At 40.7% G+C, this 23,623-nt stretch carries 21 protein-coding genes; 16 read left to right on the top strand and 5 right to left on the bottom strand.

What is annotated here, in order from left to right; translation table 11 throughout:
* Positions 1-28 precede the first annotated feature (28 nt).
* The 3 genes from FK178_RS03530 to FK178_RS03520 all read left to right on the top strand — a co-directional run bounded on the left by FK178_RS03530 (position 29) and on the right by FK178_RS03520 (position 3,413).
* Positions 29-370, top strand: coding sequence for an arsenate reductase family protein (locus tag FK178_RS03530; RefSeq protein ID WP_146831053.1), 342 nt, complete (start codon positions 29-31; stop codon positions 368-370).
* A gap of 18 nt (positions 371-388) precedes the next feature.
* Positions 389-775 (top strand): hypothetical protein, encoded by a 387-nt coding sequence (locus FK178_RS03525; RefSeq protein WP_146831051.1) that lies wholly within the window; start codon positions 389-391, stop codon positions 773-775.
* 97 nt (positions 776-872) lie between these two features.
* Complete coding sequence (locus FK178_RS03520) at positions 873-3,413, top strand: outer membrane beta-barrel family protein (RefSeq protein ID WP_146831049.1); 2,541 nt, start codon at positions 873-875, stop codon at positions 3,411-3,413.
* A gap of 134 nt (positions 3,414-3,547) precedes the next feature.
* On the opposite strand, the gene FK178_RS03515 is transcribed toward FK178_RS03520, so the two are convergent.
* On the bottom strand, positions 3,548-3,730 hold the full coding sequence (locus tag FK178_RS03515) for a hypothetical protein (protein ID WP_146831047.1): 183 nt from the start codon (positions 3,728-3,730) through the stop codon (positions 3,548-3,550).
* A gap of 204 nt (positions 3,731-3,934) precedes the next feature.
* On the opposite strand from FK178_RS03515, the gene fumC reads away from it, so the two are divergent.
* Positions 3,935-5,332 (top strand): class II fumarate hydratase, encoded by a 1,398-nt coding sequence (gene fumC / locus FK178_RS03510; RefSeq protein ID WP_146831045.1) that lies wholly within the window; start codon positions 3,935-3,937, stop codon positions 5,330-5,332.
* A gap of 132 nt (positions 5,333-5,464) precedes the next feature.
* On the opposite strand, the gene ccsA is transcribed toward fumC, so the two are convergent.
* On the bottom strand, positions 5,465-8,677 hold the full coding sequence (gene ccsA, locus FK178_RS03505; RefSeq protein ID WP_146831043.1) for a cytochrome c biogenesis protein CcsA: 3,213 nt from the start codon (positions 8,675-8,677) through the stop codon (positions 5,465-5,467).
* Positions 8,678-8,800: 123 nt separating this feature from the next.
* Here ccsA and FK178_RS03500 point away from each other — a divergent pair, with 123 nt between their 5' ends.
* From FK178_RS03500 to FK178_RS03460, 9 genes are all read left to right on the top strand, one after another.
* A complete protein-coding gene (locus FK178_RS03500; protein WP_146831041.1) occupies positions 8,801-9,562 on the top strand; it encodes a Rossmann-like and DUF2520 domain-containing protein in 762 nt (253 codons plus the stop codon).
* The gene (locus FK178_RS03495) at positions 9,546-10,067 is read left to right on the top strand and encodes a KdsC family phosphatase (RefSeq protein WP_146831039.1); all 522 of its coding nucleotides are present in this window, start codon (positions 9,546-9,548) and stop codon (positions 10,065-10,067) included. The genes FK178_RS03500 and FK178_RS03495 overlap by 17 nt, the downstream gene beginning before the upstream one ends.
* Positions 10,064-10,390: a DMT family transporter gene (locus FK178_RS03490; protein ID WP_146831037.1), complete on the top strand. Its 327-nt coding sequence runs from the start codon at positions 10,064-10,066 to the stop codon at positions 10,388-10,390. The genes FK178_RS03495 and FK178_RS03490 overlap by 4 nt, the downstream gene beginning before the upstream one ends.
* Before the next feature lie 9 nt (positions 10,391-10,399).
* Positions 10,400-11,317, top strand: coding sequence for a geranylgeranylglycerol-phosphate geranylgeranyltransferase (locus FK178_RS03485; RefSeq protein WP_146831035.1), 918 nt, complete (start codon positions 10,400-10,402; stop codon positions 11,315-11,317).
* 2 nt (positions 11,318-11,319) lie between these two features.
* Positions 11,320-11,910: a Maf-like protein gene (locus FK178_RS03480; RefSeq protein WP_146831033.1), complete on the top strand. Its 591-nt coding sequence runs from the start codon at positions 11,320-11,322 to the stop codon at positions 11,908-11,910.
* A 29-nt stretch (positions 11,911-11,939) separates the two neighbouring features.
* Entirely contained in the window at positions 11,940-12,836 is an 897-nt protein-coding gene (locus FK178_RS03475) for a septum formation inhibitor Maf (protein WP_168194551.1), read from the top strand.
* Positions 12,836-13,375, top strand: a complete 540-nt coding sequence (locus tag FK178_RS03470) for a mechanosensitive ion channel domain-containing protein (RefSeq protein ID WP_146831031.1) — start codon at positions 12,836-12,838, stop codon at positions 13,373-13,375. Before FK178_RS03475 ends, FK178_RS03470 begins: the two co-directional genes overlap by 1 nt.
* A 74-nt stretch (positions 13,376-13,449) precedes the next feature.
* Complete coding sequence (locus tag FK178_RS03465; RefSeq protein WP_146831029.1) at positions 13,450-15,939, top strand: PIG-L family deacetylase; 2,490 nt, start codon at positions 13,450-13,452, stop codon at positions 15,937-15,939.
* 108 nt (positions 15,940-16,047) lie between these two features.
* Positions 16,048-17,754, top strand: a complete 1,707-nt coding sequence (locus FK178_RS03460; RefSeq protein WP_146831027.1) for a sodium:solute symporter — start codon at positions 16,048-16,050, stop codon at positions 17,752-17,754.
* A 49-nt stretch (positions 17,755-17,803) separates the two neighbouring features.
* Here the strand turns inward: FK178_RS03460 and FK178_RS03455 are convergent, their stop codons facing one another.
* Positions 17,804-18,646, bottom strand: coding sequence for a DUF2911 domain-containing protein (locus FK178_RS03455; RefSeq protein WP_146831025.1), 843 nt, complete (start codon positions 18,644-18,646; stop codon positions 17,804-17,806).
* 134 nt (positions 18,647-18,780) lie between these two features.
* Here FK178_RS03455 and FK178_RS03450 point away from each other — a divergent pair, with 134 nt between their 5' ends.
* The 3 genes from FK178_RS03450 to FK178_RS03440 are packed head-to-tail and all read left to right on the top strand — an operon-like array spanning position 18,781 to position 21,300.
* The gene (locus tag FK178_RS03450; RefSeq protein ID WP_146831023.1) at positions 18,781-19,290 is read left to right on the top strand and encodes an SRPBCC family protein; all 510 of its coding nucleotides are present in this window, start codon (positions 18,781-18,783) and stop codon (positions 19,288-19,290) included.
* A gap of 7 nt (positions 19,291-19,297) precedes the next feature.
* A complete protein-coding gene (locus FK178_RS03445; protein ID WP_146831021.1) occupies positions 19,298-19,996 on the top strand; it encodes an SDR family NAD(P)-dependent oxidoreductase in 699 nt (232 codons plus the stop codon).
* Positions 19,996-21,300 carry a cryptochrome/photolyase family protein gene (locus FK178_RS03440; protein WP_146831019.1) on the top strand — a complete coding sequence of 435 codons (1,305 nt, stop codon included), beginning with the start codon at positions 19,996-19,998 and terminating at the stop codon, positions 21,298-21,300. Before FK178_RS03445 ends, FK178_RS03440 begins: the two co-directional genes overlap by 1 nt.
* A 33-nt stretch (positions 21,301-21,333) precedes the next feature.
* Here FK178_RS03440 and kdsB read toward each other — a convergent pair whose 3' ends face one another.
* Complete coding sequence (kdsB, locus tag FK178_RS03435) at positions 21,334-22,080, bottom strand: 3-deoxy-manno-octulosonate cytidylyltransferase (RefSeq protein WP_146831017.1); 747 nt, start codon at positions 22,078-22,080, stop codon at positions 21,334-21,336.
* 39 nt (positions 22,081-22,119) lie between these two features.
* Entirely contained in the window at positions 22,120-23,556 is a 1,437-nt protein-coding gene (locus FK178_RS03430; RefSeq protein WP_146837433.1) for an ATP-dependent DNA helicase, read from the bottom strand.
* Positions 23,557-23,623: the final 67 nt, after the last annotated feature.

Genomic DNA, 23,623 nt, shown 5'->3' with positions numbered 1-23,623 from the left:
TTTTTCAGTATTTTAATTACCCGAAAAAATGATAACAATTTACCACAATAACAGGTGCAGCAAGTCCCGGGAAGGTTTGGGAATTATTGAAAGTTCAGGCAAAGAATACCGCGTACGGGAGTACCTTAAAGAACCTTTGAGTGAGGCAGAGATTAGTTCCCTGCTTAAAAAACTCGAGATGCAACCCGTTGAACTAATCCGGAAAAATGAAAAGTTGTGGAAGGAGCAGTACAGGAATAAAGACCTTAGTGCAAACGATCTAATAAAAATAATGGCAGAAAATCCGGGATTAATAGAAAGGCCGGTAGTGGAATATGGTGAAAAGGCGGTGGTAGGAAGACCTTCATCGCGTATTGATAGCCTCTTATAGAAAATTAAAATCATAAAAATGAAACTTCAGAACAGACTTATACTTTTAGGAGTGACGGCAATGGCAGTTGGCGGCTTTGTATTATCGCAAATATTTATTCACGAAAAGAATAGAAAAGAGCTTCGGGAAATTGCAAAGGATATTGCAGACCACTGGAAAGAAAAGCTGGATCTCACTCCCTCTCAAACAGAAGAGCTGGAAAATATAATTATTGAATTTACTATCAAAAAGAATGATATTATTAATTCAGATGCCGCTTCTCCTGAAAAAATAAAGAAGTTGCAAAAAGTACAAAGGAGGGAACACCGGGACCTGAAGAAGATCCTTAATGAAGAAAAATTCAATACTTATACAGGAACCAATAAAAATCTTCCCAATAATATCCTTAACTCAATATCAGCATAATCAATCGTTTAGGGCCAAACTATAGGTTTTAACTGTTTTTTAACTTCTGTTGTTTAAACCAAACAGCTAAACATGCGTCTAACAGCAAAAAGATGTTATGACCACCAAAAAGTTATTACCCCTCAGCATTCTGCTGATTTTATTTTTCTCCTTCACTTTCTCTTCTTTTTCCCAGTCGGGAAAACTTACTATCTCCGGTAAAGTTATTGACGATGATATGGGCGTTCCTTTGGAATATGCTACCGTCTCAATCACCAAACCCAGTGATCCAAATTTTATAGATGGTGGGGTAACAGATCTTGAAGGAAACTTTTCAATTGCAGTAAATCCCGGTACCTACAATATCCTGGTAGAATATATTTCATTTGAATCCAAAAGCTTCAATAACCGTCAGGTAACCTCTAACGTAAACCTTGGCACAATCGTGTTGGGAATGAGTGCCGCAGCCCTTGGGGAAGTTGTTGTAGTTGCTGAGACTACTGAAGTTGAAGTAAGGCTCGATAAAAAGATATATAATATTGGAAAAGACCTTACTACCGCCGGGGGTACGGTGGCCGATGCTTTGAATAATGTACCTTCTGTATCTGTTGATATTGATGGTGGCATTAGTTTAAGAGGTAATGACAACGTACGAATTCTTATTAATGGTAAACCATCTGCGATGGCAGGTTTTGGGTCTACAGATGTGCTTGCACAATTACCGGCTGAAGCTATTGAGCGCGTAGAAGTGATCACCTCCCCATCTGCAAGATATGATGCCGAAGGTTCTGCAGGTATTCTTAATATTATTCTTCGGAAGGAAAAAACACTTGGTTTTAATGGTTCGGTAACTGGTACTTTAGGGTATCCAGATAATGCAGGTCTAAGTGCCAACGTGAATCTTAGAACAGATAAATTCAACATTTTTAATACTACGGGTTTCAGGTATTTTGATGCTCCCGGCCAAAACTGGAGTGATACCAGGTACAGGTCACGTCCTAATGCAGCCGGAGAATTGATTGAGCCGGAATTTGACCGAATCTTTGAAGAAAGAGAAGTAAGCCGCCTTAACAGGAATTTTAATACCAACCTTGGGCTTGAATACTATTTAAATGACCAATCTTCACTTACGGCCAGTATATTTTACCGTTACGGCCAGGATGAAGATGTGACCACCAACAACAGTGAGCGCTTTAAAAATAACATTCTTGCAGAGCAAACTTTGAGAAGGGAGTGGGAATCTGAAGAAGATAACAGGTACCAGTTCGCTTTAAATTATATCAATAGATTGGGGGAAAAGGGCCATCAACTTACGGCCGATTTCCAGGTAGGAAAAAGTGTAGAAGTTACCTCTGGTTTTATCAATGAAGATGTGGTTTTTAATATTGATAATCAAACTACAAGGTTCCTACAGGAGCAAATAGATTCAAATCAGGACAATACCGAATATCTTTTACAGGCAGATTATGTATTACCTATAGGGGAAGACTCCCAGTTTGAAGCAGGTTACAGGGGAGATTTTGAAAACACTGTTACAGATTATGAATTGCGTACAGATCCAACAACTCCGGGTGTTTATGAAGTAAACCTTGGCTTGTCCAACGTGTTTGATTATACTGAAAATGTGAACGCTTTATATACCCAATATGGTTCAAAATTTGGAAAATTCTCTTACCTCTTAGGTTTAAGATTGGAAAATACTCAATTAAAAGGTAAGATAGATTCCAGATTGAGCGATGCAGAACTTGTGGAAGAATTTGGTTTTCCCATTGACACCGATTTTGATAATAATTATCTAGGCCTGTTTCCAACGGTGAACCTGATTTACGAATTAGGAGAAAGAGAAAATATTACAGTTGGATATAACAGAAGGATCAACAGGCCACGTGGTTGGTTCATTAACCCCTTTCCTTCCCGTTCCAGCCGTACCAACGTATTCCAGGGAAATCCAAACTTAAGGCCGGCCTTTGCCAATGCTTTTGATATAGGATATTTAAAGAGATGGGATAAGCTTACTTTTACTTCCTCTGTTTATTACCAACTTGAGGAAGATTCCTTTGAGCGAATTGAAGAATTTACCGGTGCTGTAACTCCGGGAGATGAAATTCCTATTACCAGAACAATTCCTGTGAACCTTTCTACCAATCAAAGAATAGGTGCAGAAGCAGGTGTTTTATATAATCCTGCCAAATGGTTGCGTTTAAACGGAAGCTTCAATTTCTTCCAGTTTGAAACCGAAGGGGAATTCAACGGCAGGGATTATGGCGCGAAGAACACCAGCTGGTTTGGAAGGTTTAGTTCTAAAGTTTCCCTTCCGGCAAAAATCGAATGGCAAACTAATGCATTTTACATGGGGCCATCAGATAATGTTCAGGGAAGAAGGGAAGGAATGTTTTCTATAGACCTTGCCCTTAGTAAAGATATTTTAAATGATAATGCTACTTTATCTTTTAACGTAAGAGATCTGCTTAATTCAAGAAAAATGAGGTCCCTGACTTCCACCCAGTTTTTTGATCGTGAAAGTGAATTCCAGTGGAGACAAAGATCTTTTACCGTATCTCTTGTTTACAGGTTTAATCAGCAAAAAAGAGAGCAAGAGCGAAGAAATCGTCAAAACAACAATATGGAAGATGATAATGGTGGCGAATTCCAGGGTTAAAAGATCCTGCCCCCAACAAATAAAAAAGGTTGTTCCCTTCGAACAACCTTTTTTTTATACGACAAAAACCGGGAAAACCCGGTTCTTGTGATTATTTGATAAAAAAATATGTACTTAATTTTTCACTGAAGAAATTATTGAAGCCTTTTTGCTTCTTTCTCCCGGCGTCTTTTTTCCTTTTTCTCTTTAAGAGTTTCGGCAATAGACCCGCCAATCCAGTAAGGAAGTATGGCCATTAAAAATATCATCAGCCAAAATCCCATGGTGATAATAATAAGGAAGGCTAAAAAGCCGAGGTATTGATCAAATTCAAACATAATTTCTCAGGATTTTTTAAAATCAGAACAAAGATAAGTACTCTTAATATCATCTGCCAATAAATTTTAAATTTTTCAACAAAAAAGATCAATAGTATTTTTAGGAATACCGGGAATGCATTAAAAAAAGAATGAAAATTTGTATATAATTTAAAGGATTAAAAAAGGTGAACTTGTAAATTTGTAATCTAATCTAAAATAATTATGGACTACCGAATAGAGAAAGATACCATGGGCGAGGTAAAAGTTTCCTCAGATAAATTATGGGGTGCCCAAACCGAACGTTCTAAAAATAATTTTAAGATTGGAGCCCCCGGTTCCATGCCATTGGAAATAGTTTATGGATTTGCCTACCTCAAAAAAGCTGCAGCCTTCACCAACTGTGAACTTGGAGTGCTGCCGGTAGAAAAAAGGGATTATATAGCCCAGGTGTGCGATGAGATCCTTGCCGGGAAACACGATGATCAATTCCCGCTTGTAATCTGGCAAACAGGAAGTGGTACCCAAAGCAATATGAACCTGAATGAAGTTATAGCAAACCGTGCTCATCAGCTTGCAGGAAAAACCATTGGCGAAGGGGAAAAAACACTAAATCCAAATGATGATGTTAATAAATCACAGTCTTCCAATGATACTTTTCCAACAGGAATGCACATTGCAGCCTATAAGAAGGTGGTTCAGGTAACATTGCCCGGATTAAAAAAACTTAGAAATACCCTTAAAAAGAAATCGGAAGAATTTAAGGGGGTTGTAAAAATAGGTCGTACCCATTTTATGGATGCCACTCCCCTAACGCTGGGACAGGAATTTAGTGGTTATGTAGCCCAGTTGGATTACGGGATAAGAGCACTTGAAAACACGCTGCCTCATCTAAGCGAACTGGCTTTGGGTGGAACCGCTGTAGGAACAGGATTAAATACCCCAAAAGGTTACTCCAAACGAGTTGCCGAGTTTATTGCAAAATTTACAGATCTGCCCTTTACCTCAGCCCCAAATAAGTTTGAAGCTCTTGCTTCTCACGACGCCCTTGTGGAATCGCATGGGGCTTTAAAGCAACTTGCAGTTGCTTTGAATAAAATTGCAAATGATATTCGTATGCTTGCTTCAGGTCCCCGCAGCGGAATTGGCGAGATCAATATTCCTGCAAATGAACCAGGATCTTCAATTATGCCGGGAAAGGTTAATCCTACTCAATGTGAGGCTTTAACTATGGTATGCGCGCAGGTAATGGGCAACGACGTTGCAATAAGCGTTGGTGGAATGCAGGGTCAATTTGAACTGAATGTTTTTAAACCTGTGATGGCTGCAAACTTTTTACAAAGTGCGCAACTTATTGGAGATGCGTGTAGTTCTTTTGATGAGCATTGCGCCCAGGGAATTGAACCTAACTACCAGAGAATAAAAGAGCATCTTGACAATTCCCTGATGCTGGTAACTGCATTGAACACCAAAATAGGTTATTATAAGGCAGCAGAGATTGCCAACACTGCTCATACTAATGGTACAACCCTTAAGGAAGAAGCCGTTAATCTTGGATATGTTACAAAGGAAGAATTTGACGAATGGGTAAGGCCGGAAGAAATGGTGGGAGGCCTTAAATAAATACTTCTTGTTTTTATTAATATCAAAAAGGTCCTGCTTCATAAAAGCAGGACCTTTTTATATTTATATTAAGTTGATATAAGGGAAGGCAAAAGCCATATAGAAGGAATGCCTCCTCACTTTTATATCTTATTATACCTTTTCCTTTACGGCCGGTTTTTTCTTTTCCTTGCTGTAATATTTCTGAAACTTCCAGTAGGATAAAGCTCCAAGTACTGCTACTACCGCTATGGAATAATAAATAAAGGTTGGTGTAATTACTTTCTCCCCACTTGCATAGGAATGCAATCCTGCAAGATAAAAGTTTACCCCAAAATAAGTCATCATAATGCTCGCAAAGGCAACAATGGCCATAAGATTGAAGAACCACCTGCTTCTTAATCCGGGTACCAGTCGCATATGGATCACGAAGGCATAGATCATAATACTTATTAAGGCCCAGGTCTCTTTAGGATCCCAGCCCCAATATCTTCCCCAGCTTTCATTTGCCCACTGGCCTCCAAGGAAATTTCCAATGGTTAGCATTACCAGCCCAACGGTTAAAGCCATTTCGGTAATAATGGTTATCTCTTTTATATTAAGGTCCATTTTTACCTTATTCTTTTCGGTAGTCATGATCATTAACAATAACGCCACTGCTCCCAGGATCAATCCAAGGGTAAATGGGCCGTAACTTCCTACAATAACAGAAACGTGTATCATTAACCAGTATGAATCCAACACAGGCTGTAAATTGGCTATGGAAGGGTCCATCCAGTTCCAGTGTGCAATCATAAGGATCATCGCCGTTACAAAGGAAGTAGAAGCAATGGTAAGATTGCTTTTTCTTCCAAAGGCGAGTCCAAAGAACATGGTAGCCCAGGCAACATAGATCATAGATTCATAGGCATCACTCCAGGGGGCGTGCCCGGAAATATACCATCTTGCAGCCAGGCCAAGAGTATGTAGCACAAATAATAGTAAAATTAAAATTGCACTCCCACCAATCAGCCAGCGAATCACTTTGGAATCGTTAAAAATTTGAATGATAACAAATACCAGCATTACCAAACCTGCCAGCATATATAGCATAAAGAGGTTTCGGAAAATATCATATTTATTGTACAGGATCTCAGCATCCAGCTTCTGCTGTGAAGGCCTTACTTCTGCTCCAAATTTTTTCTGAAAACCGGTAATGCTCTCCACAAGTTCATTTGCCTGAGTATAATCTCCGGTTTCCCTTGCGCCTCGCAGGGAATTCATGTAAAGCGGAAGGATCTGCCTTACGTACACAGAATCCATTCCTGTAAAATTGGATTCGGCTACTTTAGAATATGCAACCCAGGTATTATTCTCATCGCCCGGAATTGGAAATATACGAAGCATTTCTCCCTGAAGGGCATAGAATAAAAGGTTCACTTTCCTGTCGGTTTCAATAAAATCTTTTTGAAACTGGTCTGGTACCGCAGCCTGATAAGCTTTTTCAAGATAAGGAGACAATTTATAAACACCCGTCCTGTCAAAGAAATCTGTCATTGCCAGGTATTTTTGATCCTCACTTACCCCTGTAATATGTCTTATACTGTCATTTCCCGGTTTTACGTAAATTATGGGAGTGTTATACCATAATGCGGGATTCTCAGTCATGGAAAGTAAAACCTGATCGGCATTCAATCCTTCATAATTATCCTTTTTGCTCAACTTCCTCAATAATTCTGAAGAAAAAGTATTGGCTGGTTTCATTCGGCCACCGGCATCCTGTATCACCAGCTTTCCAAATTTTGCAGCGTGTTCTGCAGGTACCACCATCGCCTTTACAATAGAATCTACCTGTTGTTTATTGGTCTTTACGTGCGAATGGTCTGTATCATCATCCTGTGCAAATGCGGTTGAACTTAATAAGGCAAAGAAAAGGATGGCTGTTACTTTAGAAAGTTTTGCCTTCCGGTCCTTAACTTTATCAAGCATAACTTTAAGTTTACCAAAGCGGCTTCCCCTGTCAAATAAAATCAACATTAATCCCAGATAAAGTAATGTATATCCAATATAGGTGATCCAGGTGCCCCAGTAATCATGGTTTACAGAGAGTACGGTACCTTTTTCATCGGGATCAAAAGAAGCCTGAAAAAACCTGTACCCTTCTTTATCCAACACATGGTTCATAAAGATCTCATACGGCCAGGTCTCACCGTCCTGCTCCACTATAGTAACCTTACTTTTAAATGAGGAGTAACTTGGGGTTGGGTTCATTTCTGTACCGGGATATTTTTCGGCAATAAAATCGTCCAACCTTATATTAAAAGGTAATTCCATTTCTTTGGAGCCATAACTTAGATAAAAATCCAGGCCACCTACCTGTACCTGTTGCGGTTGATTCACAATTCCTTTTCCTCCCAACATACTCACGGTGGTAGCTTCACCCCCGGTGGTAACTTTTAAAGAAACTGCATTGCTTTGGCCCGGCTCTTTGGTTTCAGTAGGAATAATGTCATAGATCCCGCGCGATACAGGCTCGGGAACAACAAATTGCATGCCGCCAATATTATAAAGCGACCTCAACTGGAAAGTTTGTAAACTATCGGCAGTTAGTTGGCCTTCCATTTGATCTGCCATTCTTAAATAATCACCTTCAAAAGGAGAATCTATTTGATAAATAGCCTCTTCTTCATCTATAGTAAAATTCACCGCGCCCCGGGTAGGCTTGTTGTATGCAAATAAAACATTATGAATATTAGCTACTTCGCCTTCTTTTAGATAATGTTCGTGCCTGTTGCCATCTCCGGCTTCCACTATTTGGAGGTAATTATCACCACTTTCACTCAGGATAATTCCCTGTTTGGCTCCATGAATAAAATTAACTACTTCTATCTCCACGGGCTGCCCGTTATAGTCGGTACTAATGGAAATATTATTTTCAGTTTCCGGGGCAAGCAAGACCGGTTTTTCGATCACCCTGCGGCGCGGTTCGCCATCTATCTCCCCATCTATGAACGCGGTGAGATAGGTTTTTTCTGAAAGAAAAGCATTGGTAGTTTCTCCTTCACGTATTGGCATAATTCCCTCGTAACTTATATATCGGGTCACAAAAGCACCCACCAGGATAAGAACAAAGGAAAGGTGGATTAAAAGGGAAGACCATTTTTCCCTTTTATGTAACTGGTAGCGGTATATATTTCCCGCAAAATTGATCACGAAAAATACCATGATCCCTTCAAACCACCAGGTATTATAGATCATTACTCGCGCGGTTTCAATGGTATACCAGCTTTCTATAAAGGTCCCTAAAGCCATTGCGATAGAGAAAACAATGAACAAGACTGCCATTATTCGGGTAGAAAATATGACAGAGGCTATTTTATTTTGCATTTATGCTAACTTTAAAACGCTGCAAATTTAACAAAATTTAAGGATAAGGGCGGTGATTTGAGGGTTAATCGGTAAAGAACGAATGTTAATTTTAAACGCCAATTTTTTTGGTATTTTAGCCGGATGAAAAGTATCGTGCTTTTTGGAGCCGGGAATGTAGCAACCCATTTATTCAGGGCAATTTCTAACACGCGGAACTTCCGGGTGGTGCAGGTTTATAACCGTACACCTGCCAATCTGGTCCCTTTTCAAACTTTAGTGGATACTACCTCCAAAATGGAAGAGGTAAAACCTGCAGATATCTATCTTATCGCGGTAAAAGATGACGCCATTTTACCATTGGTTAAAGAATTAATATTTCGGCAAGCCCTGGTGGTACATACCGCAGGTGCAGTATCTATAGACGCACTGGAAAATTTAGACAGAAAAGGAATTTTTTATCCGCTTCAAACATTTTCCAAAACCAAAAAGGTAGATTTTAAAAATATACCCATTTGCCTGGAAGCTACTAATCCTCAGGATCTGGAGTTACTGGAAGAATTGGCGGGAAGTATTTCTGAAAAAATTTTCAGGATTAATTCCGAACAACGAAGATCCCTTCATGTAGCCGCCGTGTTTGTAAGTAATTTTGTCAATTATTTATACTCTGAAGGAGAAGCTATATGTAAAGAGAATAACATTCCCTTTGAAATATTACACCCTCTTATCCTGGAAACCGCAGTGAAGGCTACCGGTATGAGTCCTCTGGCAGCCCAAACCGGGCCGGCAAAGAGAAATGACACCCAGGTGATACAGTCACACCTGGAGCTGCTTACAGGGGATCAACAAACAATTTATTCACTTATAACCCAATCAATTCAAAACCTACATGGAAAAGAATTATAAAGAATATTTAAACCATATAGACACCTTCATTTTTGATGTAGATGGGGTATTGACAGATGGTAACATACAGGTAAGCACAAGCGGAGAATTATTGCGCACCATGAATATCAAAGATGGATATGCTTTAAAAACAGCGCAGCAGGCAGGATTTACCGTTTGTGTAATTTCGGGAGGGAATAATGAAGGGGTAAGAAAACGCTTAAGAGATCTTGGAATAACCAATATTTACCTCGGGATACAAGACAAGGTAGAAACAATGGATGAATTCTTTGATATTTACAGCATCAATAAGGAGAATGTAGTGTATATGGGAGATGATATCCCGGACCTTTATGCGATGAGAATGGTGGGAATGCCATGCTGCCCCCAGGATGCGGCGGCAGAGATCAAAGAAATTAGCCGCTATGTTTCCCATAAAAAGGGTGGTGCAGGTTGTGTACGCGATATAATTGAGCAGGTGATGAAGGTACAGGGAAAATGGCTACTCGACCCGGACGCTTTATGAATTGGGTCTATTTGATAATTGCAGGTCTCTTCGAAGTTGGTTTTGCATTTTGCCTTGGAAAGGCAAAATTTTCTACCGGCAGTACCCGCACATTCTGGCTAATAGCTTTTATTGTTGCTTTAACCATTAGTATGAGCTTATTGTACAAAGCCACCCAAACCCTTCCTATTGGAACGGCTTACGCGGTGTGGACCGGAATTGGAGCTGTGGGAACTGTTCTCCTGGGAATCTGGATCTTTAAAGAACCTGTGCATTTCTGGCGTTTATTTTTCCTTACAACCCTACTAATTTCACTGGTAGGTTTAAAATTTGTCTCAAATTAATTTCATTCAATGCTATATCAATTTTTAAAACTGCTTAGGTATCCAAACCTGTTGCTCATTATTGGAACCCAGGTTTTAATAAAATATGCCCTGTTTGAAACTTTTGGTATAAGCACTAGTTTAAGCACGTTTGAATTTTTTCTTTTGTGTTTAGCTACGGTTTGCATTGCCGCTGCAGGAAATATAATCAATGATGTGTATGATCTGGATACAGACCACATTAATAAACCCACCAGGCAAATCATTGGTAAAAAGATATCAGAAAAAGCCGCTCTTACCGCCTACATAATATTAAGTGTACTGGGAGTGGGAATTGGATTCTATCTTTCCAATATTATAGGAAAACCGGGGTTTTCGGCATTGTTTATTATAATTTCGGCCCTGCTTTATATTTATGCCACTTATTTAAAGAATATTCTTGTAGTAGGGAATATCGTAATCTCTGCATTGGTGGCCATGGTGATCATCATAATGGGGTTATATGAATTGTTGCCGGCTATAACCGCGCAAAACCAACAAACACAATCTATTATTTTTTCCATTTTACTGGATTATGCATTCTTTGCATTTATGATTAACTGGTTGCGGGAGATGGTTAAGGACCAACAGGATATTACCGGAGATTACAATGCCGGGAGAAATACTTTGCCCATTGCTCTTGGAAAATCCAGGACCAACAAGATCATCTTTGCAGTTGGAATTATTCCTTTGGTTGCTATTGTGCACTATATGTATAATTACCTGTTCACAAATTTATATGCAGTGCTCTATGCACTTTTCCTTATAGTGGGACCCTTACTTTATTTTTTGAGTACAGTACTTAACAGCACCACAAAAGGACATTATTCCCGCCTAAGCCTGATCCTGAAAATAATTATGGTGCTGGGATTGGTATCCTTAGGCCTCTACCCTTTTATTTTATTGTAAGTATGCTGAAAGAAAAATTAAAAGAATACAGAATAATTCTGGCGTCCGGTTCTCCGCGCAGACATCAGTTTCTTCAGGAAATGGGCATCCCCTTTACAATAGACCTACGCCCTGTTAAAGAAGTTTATCCAACTCACTTAAAAGCTTCAGAAATAACAAATTACCTTAGCGAACTTAAAGCAGAAGTTTTTCTGAAGGAGTTAAAGGAAAAAGATATTCTTATTACCAGCGACACCATAGTCTGGCACAATGACAAGGCATTGGGGAAACCCGAAAGAACTGCCGAAGCTATTGAAATGCTGGAATCACTTTCAGGAACTACCCATAAGGTGATCACTTCTGTAAGTTTTACAACCAGTAGGTCTCAAAAAACCGTTCACAGCACTACCGGGGTAACATTTAAAAAATTAAACCGGGAAGAGATAGAATACTATATTGAAAATTACCGGCCATTTGATAAAGCCGGGGCATATGGGATCCAGGAATGGATAGGTTTAATTGGGATAACCAGGGTTGAGGGCAGTTATTTCAATGTTGTGGGGCTTCCAACCCATATGGTTTATAAAAGTTTGCTCGAGATCGCATCCCGGTAATTTTTTGTAATTTTATTAAAAATCCCCTTATGAAGAAAAGTTTCTGCTTTCTGCTATATACTTTTGGCCTGGCAATTTTCTTCACCGCTTGTAAGAGCGATATCAAAGAGAAAAATTTATTACCGGATAGGCAGCTTTCCGAAAATTTTAAATCCTACTGGTTTGCCGGAGAAGCAGAGATCACCACCTATGAACTGGAACAATCCAGATATAGCGAAGCCCGTGAAGGAACCGCGGTGCTTATTTATGTGACAGAGGATTTTGTGCCAGACCTGCAGGTTAAAGCCGATTCACAGAATCAAGAGAATATTCCGGTCCTTAAACTAAACGCCACCAAAAATTTTATCACAGGCATCTACCCTTATTCCATAATGGAAAGTACATTCTATCCTCTGGAAGGCAATTCCCATGCCCTTAAAATAACTGCCTCTATTCAGGAGTGGTGCGGGCAGGTTTATATGCAGTTAAATAACCGGAAAGGTTTTGATTTGGTTTCTCACTCCTATTTTCAAAAGGAGGCCGATCAAAATTTGTCTCTTTCCAACACTTACCTGGAAAACGAATTATGGACCCAGTTGCGGGTAGATCCAAATCAACTGCCGGTGGGAGAATTTGAAATTATTCCGGCAATGCAGTTTATACGGCTGGCACATATCGATATCAAAGCCTATAGCGCAAAGGGAGAATTTTTTCAGGATGAAAAATGGAGTGTGTATCAAATAAAATATCCCGAATTAAAAAGGGAATTAAGGATCTGGCACGATCCAAATTTTCCCTATAGCATTGAGAAATGGGAAGAAATAATTTTAAGGGACGGGGTGGAACACAAAACCACCGGTTCCAAAATGGCACAGATTAAATCGGCCTACTGGAATAAAAATTCCAATAAAGATTTACCTTTACGCGACACTCTGAATTTAAATTAATGCTTGAGCTAATTACTACTTATAAACTGCAGCTGGCTTATACAGTAGCCATAATCATAATCCTGGTAATCCTCCAGGTAATTCTGCGAACCGCTGCCCATAAAGTGGGAAAACGAAGTGAGATCAATATTACCCGTACCAGGTTGATGTTTAAATATATCAACATTCTCATTTTCCTTATAGCTTTCTTCCTGTTCTCTTTTGCCTGGGGAATGGGGCCGGACAAAATTGCCATAATATTTTCTTCAACCTTTGCGGTTATTGGTGTGGCTTTATTTGCAATCTGGTCTATCTTGAGCAACATAACTTCAGGAATAATTATGTTTTTTTCTTTTCCATACAGGATTGGCGATAAAATAAGGATCCACGATAAGGATATGCCTATTGAAGCTGTTATAGAAGATATTAAGGCCTTTCACCTGCATCTTCGCGATGATGATGGAGAATTAACAACTTACCCGAACAACCTAATCCTTCAAAAAGCGGTTACGCTGGTGCAAAAGGATGTCTACCTGGATGAAGGCAAGGACAGCCTTTAAAGTTTTGAAAATATAAAACCGTAAAACCATGCTTAAAGTTTATATATTTGGAAAAGTGGATAATAAACCTTCAAATGTATAAATTTTTTGTTCTAATATTCGTGCTGTCATTTACAACGGCGCGAGCCCAAACGCCTGCTAAATTAAATTCGGCTGAAATTCATGAGGCCATTAAAAAACTGAACTTTCTTGGTTCAGTATTATATATTGCCGCACATCCAGATGATGAAAATACCCGGTTGATCTCCTATCTGGCAAATGAAGTAAAAGCACGCACCACCTATCTTTCCATCACACGGGGAGACGGCGGGCAAAATCTTATTGGGCCCCAATTAAAAGAACAGCTGGGAATAATAAGGACAAGGGAACTTCTGGCGGCGCGGGACATAGATGGAGGGGAACAATTCTTTACCCGTGCCATTGATTTTGGATATACAAAAACTCCGGAAGAAGCATTAGAATTCTGGGGAAAAGATAAAGTAGTAAGCGACGTGGTTTGGGCAATGCGCACCCTCCAACCCGATATTGTAATTAACAGGTTTAATCACCGTACTTCCGGGGAAACCCATGGGCAGCATACCGCATCAGCACTGTTGGGGGTGGAGGCTTTTGACCTGGCAGGAGACCCCAAAGCTTTTGCTGAACAACTTAAGTTCACAGATACTTTTGCCCCAAAAAGATTATTCTTCAATACCTCTCCCTGGTTCTATGGAAGTGATGAAGAATTTGAAAAGGCAGATAAATCCAACTTGCTCAAATTTGACACAGGAGTCTATTTTCCATCAAAAGGGCTTTCTAACCCTGAAATTGCGGCCCTTAGCCGCAGTGAACACCAATCCCAGGGGTTTGGGTCTACAGGAAGCCGGGGAGAACAGGTGGAATACCTTGAACTAATAAAAGGAGACCTGCCACAGAATAAAGAAGATCTGTTTGCAGGAATTGACACTTCCTGGAAAAGGGTGAAAACTGGTGCCCCCATAGGAGACCTCATCACTACAATTGAAAAGGAATATAATTTCAGAGACCCATCTGCCAGCCTGCCAAAACTTTTACAGGCTTATTCCCTTATTAATAAACTGGAAGGATCCCACTGGAAAACTATAAAACTGGAAGAAATAAAGGAAATTATTGCCTCTGCAGCAGGACTCTACCTTGAGGCCGTGGCAGTTTCGCCAACAACCACCCCTGCTTCTGAAACCGGGATCAACCTTGAGGTAATTAACCGCAGTAAATTTCCAATGACCTTGGTTTCCGTAGAGTTGGAGCCAAACAATTCCAAACTGGAACCGGGGGTGGCCCTCGCTCAAAATTCCTCCTGGAAAAAACAGGCTACTCTTAAAACCGGAGAAAAAGCAGGGCTCACTTCTCCCTACTGGTTAAGGAAAAAAGGAAGTATAGGCCTTTATGAAGTTGAGGATCAAAAACTCGTGGGGCTACCTCAAAATCCAAAAAGCGTAAAGGCAAAATTCACACTGAACATGGCCGGGGTCTCCATCCCCTATGAAAGGGCTATTGTGTTTAAATATAACGATCCCGTCAAAGGAGAAGTGTATCAGCCTTTTGAAATAGTACCGCCGGTCTCTGCAGCTTTCAGGGAAATGGTCCTCATTTTTGCCAACGGGCAAACGAAAAGTATTTCCGTGAACATTACGGCATATCGTGATAATGTTGAAGGGGAAATTACACTACAAGTGCCGGGGAACTGGAAAATAGTTCCGGAGGAAAACCGGTTCCAGATTGCGAAAAAAGGGGGTTCGGTTACTGTAAATTTCAGCATAACACCTCCATCAGGACAGGAAGAAGCTGTCCTAATCCCGCAAATTAAGATCGATGGCAAACTATATTCTGAAGAGATCATAAAGATAAGTTATGATCACATTCCAGAGCAAACCCTTGTGGTGCCTGCCGAAACAAAAGTGGTAAAGCTTGATATCGAAAAAAGAGGTGAGAATATAGGATATATAGATGGCGCCGGAGATGTTATCCCTCAAAGTTTACAGCAAATTGGCTACTGGGTCACCAGAATAGATCCCGCGGGAATCACCTCGGCCTCTCTGGAGAATTATGATGCTGTTGTCATGGGGATAAGGGCTTATAATACCATAGATGCTTTAAAATTCTCGCAACCCGCGTTGCTTAAATATGTGGAAAATGGTGGAACCTTAATCGTGCAATACAATGTAAACCGCGGCCTCGTGACCTCTCCCCTGGCTCCTTTCCCCCTCAATTTATCACGGGACAGGGTGACCGAAGAAGATTCTGAAGTTAGGTTTAAGGATCCCGCTCATCCAGTTTTAAATTACCCTAACAAATTAAGCAGCCGGGATTTTGAAGGCTGGGTGCAGGAACGCGGATTATATTTTGCCGATTCCTGGGGTCCCGAATTTACCCCGGTACTTTCTATGAATGATACAAATGAAAATCCCACGGAAGGCAGCCTGCTTGTGGCCAAACATGGGAAGGGATATTTTATTTATACGGGTATAAGCTTTTTCAGGCAGTTTCCGGAGGGGGTACCGGGAGCTTATAGATTATTTGCTAATATGGTTTCAATAGGAAAGTAAATGGCGAAACACAGAATATATTTTTGGAAGAGGTCCTATACCCTGGTCTTAATTGCAAATGCCGTTTATATTCTGCTTTATTACATAATTATGAAATTTTACTCCTAGATGCATTTATTAGATTGGGTAGTACTTCTGGGAACATTGATCTTCATTGCCGCTTACGGCGTTTATAAGACACGTGGAAGCAAAAATGTAAAGGATTATATAGGTGGCGGGAAAGATGCCCACTGGTGGACCATTGGCCTCTCGGTCATGGCAACCCAGGCAAGTGCCATCACCTTCCTATCAACCCCCGGCCAGGCATACCATGACGGGATGGGGTTTGTGCAGTTCTATTTTGGGTTGCCCATTGCAATGGTGATCATTTGTATGGTCTTTATCCCTATTTACCATAAGCTGAATGTCTTTACAGCCTATGAATATCTTGAAACAAGATTTGACCTTAAAACCCGTACCCTTACCGCTTTATTGTTTTTGGTGCAAAGAGGGCTTGCTGCGGGAATTACCATTTTTGCCCCGGCCATTATTCTGTCGGCTGTGCTGGGTTGGGATTTAAATACCCTTACAATACTTATTGGGGTGCTTGTAATTATTTATACAGTCTCCGGGGGTACAAAAGCGGTAAATGTTACTCAAAAACAACAAATGGCTGTGATTTTTGGAGGGATGTTTGCCGCATTCTTCCTTATTGTAAGTTATTTGCCAGATAATATTTCTTTTTCCAATGCACTCCAAATAGCAGGAGCCAATGGAAAAATGGATATTCTGGATTTCTCTTTTGACCTTGAAAACCGCTACACTTTCTGGTCGGGGATCATAGGAGGGACTTTTCTGGCCCTCTCATACTTTGGAACAGATCAAAGCCAGGTGCAGCGCTACCTTACAGGAAAATCTGTTAAGGAAATGCAACTGGGGCTTATCTTCAATGGACTGCTGAAAGTACCCATGCAGTTCTTTATTTTACTGGTGGGGGTTATGGTATTTGTTTTTTATCAGTTCAATCTGGCCCCGCTTAATTTTAACCCTGCTGCGCAGGAGGCTGTTTTGGCTTCTGAATATGGGGCTGAGTACCGCGAATTGATGCAAACCAATGAATCCCTGCAGGATGAAAAACAACTTACTGCAATTAGGTTTGGAGAAAGCCTGGAAGATCCCACTTTGAGCGAAAATGAAACCTATCTTGATAAAATGAGAGCTCTCGATGTTTCAGAAATTAAAAACAGGGAACGTGCCAGGGAATTGATAAAGGCTTCCAATAAAACGGTAGAAACAAATGATAAGGATTATGTTTTTATTCATTTTATTCTGAACAACCTCCCCCGCGGTTTAATTGGCCTTTTGCTGGCGGTAATACTTTCCGCAGCCATGTCTTCTACGGCATCTGAGTTAAATGCACTGGGTTCAACCACTACCATAGACCTTTATAAAAGGAATGTAAGAAGTGAAAAAACAGATGAACATTTTGTGAGGATGTCTAAAATTTTCACTTTGGGCTGGGGAATAATTGCTATTATTTTCGCAAGTTTTGCAAGCCTTTTCGACAATTTGATCCAACTGGTAAATATCATTGGATCTATCTTCTACGGCAACGTATTAGGAATATTTTTGCTGGCATTTTTTATCAAACGGGTCCAAAGCAATGCAGTTTTTATAGCTGCACTAATAACCCAGGCCATAATTATTCTCTTATACAAGTTTGAAGTAATGCCCTACCTGTGGCTTAACCTGGCAGGCTGCTTTCTGGTGATGGTGATCGCCTGGATCTTACAGGCAATTATTCATTCTCCGGATAAAGAAATAAACAGGGTATAAAAAATGCGGCCCTGAAAAAGGGCCGCATCTGAAATTTAATTTCAAAGGTCTATTGCACTCCCCATTCCTTCAGGGAATCCTTGTTCATTTTTACATAATCTGCATTACCTGCCTTTTCAGCAGCGGCCAGCGATAATTGAGCAGTAGCAATGGCTTCTTTTTTCATCCCCATATCTGCCTGGATAAGAGATTTTTTGCGAAGCATCCAGAAAGGGGCATTCCCCTGCATTTCAATCGCCTTGTTTACCCACTCCAAAGCCTTCTTAGTGTCTTTTCCTGAATCGTGGTAATAAGACCCTGCTGCAAAATAATCATTGGCTGTGGGCCCGTTCATAACCCTTTCAATACTGGCCATTGTTTTGGTATCTGTAGGTACGGTAATAGGTAGGGATGCCACCGTATTTTCCCACACGATGTTCATCACAGCACCATCATTCTTAAGGTCATCAAGGAAAATGGTAAAAGTCTCCATATCAAATGGTAACTGGTCAACGGTGGCAGTCGCTTTTAATGCAACCTTGCTGTCATCCCATTTTTCAGGATTTCCCCAATTATTGGAATCTGTATAGAACATCACCTCCCAGGAATCTTTGCCCGGTTTGGTGTATAATGCATATGTGCCTTTTTTCAAGGTTTTACCTCCAATTTCAACATCATCACTAAAAGTGATCTTCGTATTGGCATTGGCCCCGGTACGCCATACTTCCCCAAACGGAACAAGGTTTCCGAATACCTGTCGATCTCTCATTCCCGGCCTGGAATATTCGATGGTAACATCTGTAAGACCTACTTTTTGTTCAACTTTTGAGAAAGGGCTTGGTTGTGGTGCACTAATCTGGGCTGAGGCTCCTGCAAATACCCCAACACATAAAAATAAAAGTAATTTTTTCATATTGTTTAATAATTGGTTTTACCAAATATACGTAATAGTGCAACTGCAAAATAAAAAAGTTTAATTTTTGTTTAACTATAATCTTATAACTTTAAACATTAATTGAATTACCTTTGTGCAAATAATTTGTAATTATGAAGATTTTCACCCTTCACACTGTTCAAAAGCTGCCAATATCTGTTGATGAAGCCTGGGATTTTTTTTCAGATCCCAAAAATTTGAAGACTATCACTCCGGACTATATGAGCTTTGATATCCTGGCGGGAGCCGACAGGCCAATGTACCCCGGGCAGTTGATCCAATATAATGTAACCCCCATAGCAGGAATTACTACCAAATGGGTAACAGAGATCACGCACGTAAAGGAAAAGGAATATTTTGTAGATGAGCAGCGCTTTGGCCCTTATGCCCTGTGGCATCACAAACACTTTATTACTCCTATCCCCGGCGGGGTTAAAATGGAAGATATTGTAGATTATAAACTGCCTTTTGGAAAATTGGGAGAACTATTTCATCCTATTCTGGTAGCGCCTAAGCTAAAGGAGATCTTTAAATACCGCAAACTAAAACTGGAAGCGCTTTTTGGGATTTATTCTTCAGTGAAACCAATGGAAGCTTCCCTCCCGAAAAACACATTTAACTGATCTTCGAATGAAAAAGAACATACTTTTATTGGGCGGTTCCCACGGAATTGGATTGGAGGCTGCTAAATTATTGGCCGGAGACCACAATGTAATTGTGGCTTGCCGCACCTCAGAGAATTTGGAAGGGCTTGATGTTACGTACATTGAATTTGATGTGAACACAGATAATATTGAAACCCTGGGCCTGCCGGAAACAATAGATGGCCTGGTTTACTTCCCGGGAAGTATTAATTTAAAACCCTTCCGCAGTTTAAAACAGGGAGATTTTCAGGAAGACATGCAACTCAATTTCCTTTCTCTTGTACGGGTGGTGCAGGACCTGTTACCAAGACTAAAAAGGTCACCACAGGCCAGCCTGGTATTTTTTAGCAGTGTGGCGGTTAAAATAGGAATGCCCTATCATACCAGTGTGGCAGCTTCCAAAGGTGCTATTGAAGGTTTTGCAAAGGCGTTGGCAGCGGAATTTGCCCCCTCCTTCCGGGTAAATGTAATTGCTCCTTCCTTAACCGATACCCCGCTGGCGGGAAAATTATTATCTTCAGAAGATAAAAAAGCTAAAATGGATGGACGCCATCCCTTAAAGCGAATAGGTAAAGCTGAAGATATTGCCAATTTGGTAGTCTTTCTGTTAAGCGAAAAAAGCAGCTGGATGACAGGGCAGATCCTTGGAATGGACGGCGGACTCTCTACCATCAACCTTAATTAATGAAGGATAAATTAGCAGTATTCTGGTTTAGAAGAGATCTAAGGCTGCAGGATAATGCAGGTTTATTTCATGCACTGCAGAGCGATTACCCCGTTCTCCCTATATTTATCTTTGATGATCATATCCTTGAAAATTTAGAAAGGGACGATGCCCGGGTGAGCTTCATTCATAAAAATCTTCAAAAGATAAGGGAACAGTTACTACAAAACGATAGTTCTATTGCTATTTTCAAGGGGAAACCGGAAAAGATTCTTAAGCAGCTTCTCAAATCCTATGATATTGCTGAAGTCTATACCAATCACGATTATGAACCATATGCAAAGGAACGGGATAGCACAATTGAAGAAATCCTGTCTTCACACAATATCCCTTTTAAGACTTATAAGGATCAGGTGATCTTTGAAAAGGAAGAAGTTGTAAAAAATGACGGCAGCCCTTATGTGGTTTATTCCCCTTATATGCGGTTGTGGAAGGAAAAATTCAGGGAATTAAAGCCTGTGGTATACAATACAAAACCGCATTTCAAAAATTTTATTAAGGCCAGGGATTTACCCAATCTCACTTTAAAAGAGCTTGGTTTTGAGCCCTCTTCCATAAACGTCCCGCCTTTTGAAATTTCAGAAACCCTCATTAAGGATTATGACGCGAAACGCAATTTTCCCGGGCTCGACAGCACTTCCCGCCTTGGGCCGCATTTAAGGTTTGGCACCGTGAGTATCAGGGAAATTGTAAAAATTGCCGCTTCCCAAAAAAATGAGACTTTTTTACAGGAGCTCATCTGGAGGGAATTTTTTATGCAGATCCTCTATCATTTTCCCCATACTGTCACCCACGCTTTTAAACCAAAATATGACAGGATCCAATGGCGAAACAATGAAGAAGAATTTCTTCTCTGGAAAGCAGGTAAAACCGGATATCCGCTTGTAGATGCGGGAATGCGGCAATTGAACGAGACCGGATTCATGCATAACCGGGTACGGATGCTGGTGGCCAGTTTTCTTTGCAAGCACCTGTTGATAGACTGGCGGTGGGGCGAAGCCTATTTTGCTGAAAAACTCCTGGATTATGAAATGAGCTCCAATGTGGGGAACTGGCAGTGGGCAGCGGGTAGCGGTGTTGATGCCGCGCCCTATTTCAGGATATTTAACCCATCAACCCAGCTGAAGGATTATGATAAAGATATGGAATATGTAAAAGCCTGGATCAAGGAGTATGGCACAGCTAACTATCCTGAACCTATGGTAGACCATAAGGAAGCAAGGGAAAGGGTTTTAAAGGTTTACAAAGCCGCGGTAACCGAATAGCTCTAAGTTTAGATTTAACCTACTACCAAATGCTTATTCCCTGAAAAGTTTCCTTGCCTTTTCAAGGTCCTCAGGAGTGTCAATTCCTATTCCTTTAAAGTTGGTCTCCACCATTTTAATATTTTTTCCGTATTCCAGATACCTTATGCACTCTATCTTTTCTGTGGCTTCAAGGGATAACATTGGTAACCGGTAAAAATCCATCAACGCCTGCTTCCTGAAGGCATACACCCCAATATGTTTATAATAGACAACCCCTGTGGTGGTATCCCGTGGAAAAGGGACAGGGGACCTGGAAAAGTACAGCGCCAAACCATCTTTATTGGTGATCACCTTCACGTTATTGGGATTGGTAATTTCTTCGGTTTCATACATTGCAGTTTTAAGTGAAGCCAGATCTATTTTTTGTTCCCTATCTTCCCTAAAAACATCAAGGAGCATTGCAAGGCTCTCCCTGTCTATAAGCGGCTCATCTCCCTGCACATTCACAACAATATCCACATCCATCTTCTCTACAGCTTCAGCAATGCGGTCGCTGCCGCATTCGTGCTCCTTTTTGCTCATAAGTGCAATGCCGCCTGAGCCGGTAATTTCATTAAAGATCACATCACTATCTGTCACCACATAAACTTTATCAAACAGGCCGGTTTTTACCGCCGCTTCATAGGTACGGAGTATAACCGTTTTCCCGTTGAGATCCTGCATGAGTTTGCCCGGAAAACGGCTGGCTTCATATCTCGCGGGGATCACGGCTATTATTTTAAGCGGAACTTGTGTCATAATTTTTAAAATTTCAGCAATATTAAAGAATCTGGCCGGTTAATTGTCAGCAAAGAAATCATCCTTAAAGCCAATCAGGTATAACTTTGCCTGCGCCCTTGTAACGGCGGTATACAGCCACCTTAGATAATCCTTATCTATCCCGTTGGGCAAATAGGGTTGTTCAATAAAAACAGTATTCCATTGCCCACCCTGTGATTTATGGCAGGTCATGGCATATGAAAATTTGATTTGCAATGCGTTGAAATACTTATTTCCTTTTACTTTGAGAAATTTCTTGTATTTGGAGGTTTCATCTTCATAATCCTTCATTACTTCCTGGTATAGTTTATTGGATTCCTCATAGGTGAGCGAAGGGGAATTGCTTTCCAGCGTATCAAGAATAACCACCGTATCAAAAGCGGCCATTTTAGGGTAATCTACCATTTGCACTTTCACTTCAGCAAAACGGAAACCATACAGCTCTCTTATGGCCCTTATTTCCAAAACCTTCACAATATCCCCATTGGCAATAAATCCTGCTTCTGAAGAAGGCTTTATCCAGAAATAGTTATTCTTTACCACCATAAGGTAATCGCCGGAAGAGATCTCTTCTTCCTGGTCGAGGATGCGGGCCCTTATTTGCTGGTTGTAAAGGTTGGCCCTTTTGTTGGACCGCACTATGATGGTGGTATCTTCGTGCCCCAGGTGATCGTAGGAATCCTGAATGGCATCCAGGATCTCCTGCCCGTCCATTAAACGCACCACATCTGCCTTTCCTGTTTTGTGAAATTTAAAATATTCGTAGAATTGCTCGGCCAGGGCTTCCCGAAGCAAGGTGGCGTTTAACAGGATATCGCTCTCCCCGCTTTGGCGTACAACTTCATCCAGTTCAATATGCACAACCTCTTTCTGGTAATGGGTTCGAAGTTTTTCTTCTTCCAGCGCAGGGCTCATGTCCAGTTTCACCGGCGGTAACTGGGCAGTATCCCCAATTAATATAAGAGAGCACTGGTGGCCGGAAGAAACGTAATCTATAAGATCTGCCAGGAGGCCATTGTTTTCAAATAATTTGGAATCCTGGTTCTCATCGGGGATCATAGAAGCCTCATCTACTATAAAAATTGCATTTCGGTGTTTATTAGGCTGCAAAACAAACTGCACCCCTGCCCCGCCCGTCTTTTTAGGAAAATATATCTTTTTATGTATGGTTTGTGCTTCCTGACCAGAGTACAGGGAGATCACCTTGGCTGCCCTTCCCGTGGGAGCGAGCAGGATCCCGCTGCGCTTTATCTTCCAGAGATTTTTCACCAACCCGCTTATAATGGTGGTTTTCCCGGTTCCGGCATAACCTTTTAAGAGAAAAATGGTATCTGCCACGGGATTTACAACAAAAGAGGAAAGTTGTTGTAAGGCAATGTCTTGTTTTATCTTTGCATTAAACCCTAAATCGCTGATGAGTAGCTTATAAAATTTATCGGCACTTAAGGTTTCCATGGGCTTTCTTGCAAATCTCAAAGATAACAACGTAATTTAACGACAGAAACTTTTACGAATAAAAAAA

The sequence above is a fragment of the Antarcticibacterium arcticum genome (assembly GCF_007993795.1).
In the GTDB taxonomy this organism is placed as follows: Bacteria; Bacteroidota; Bacteroidia; order Flavobacteriales; family Flavobacteriaceae; genus Gillisia; species Gillisia arctica.
The sequence above is the reverse complement of the archived record's forward strand: the minus strand, read 5'-3'. Positions and strand labels throughout refer to the sequence as shown.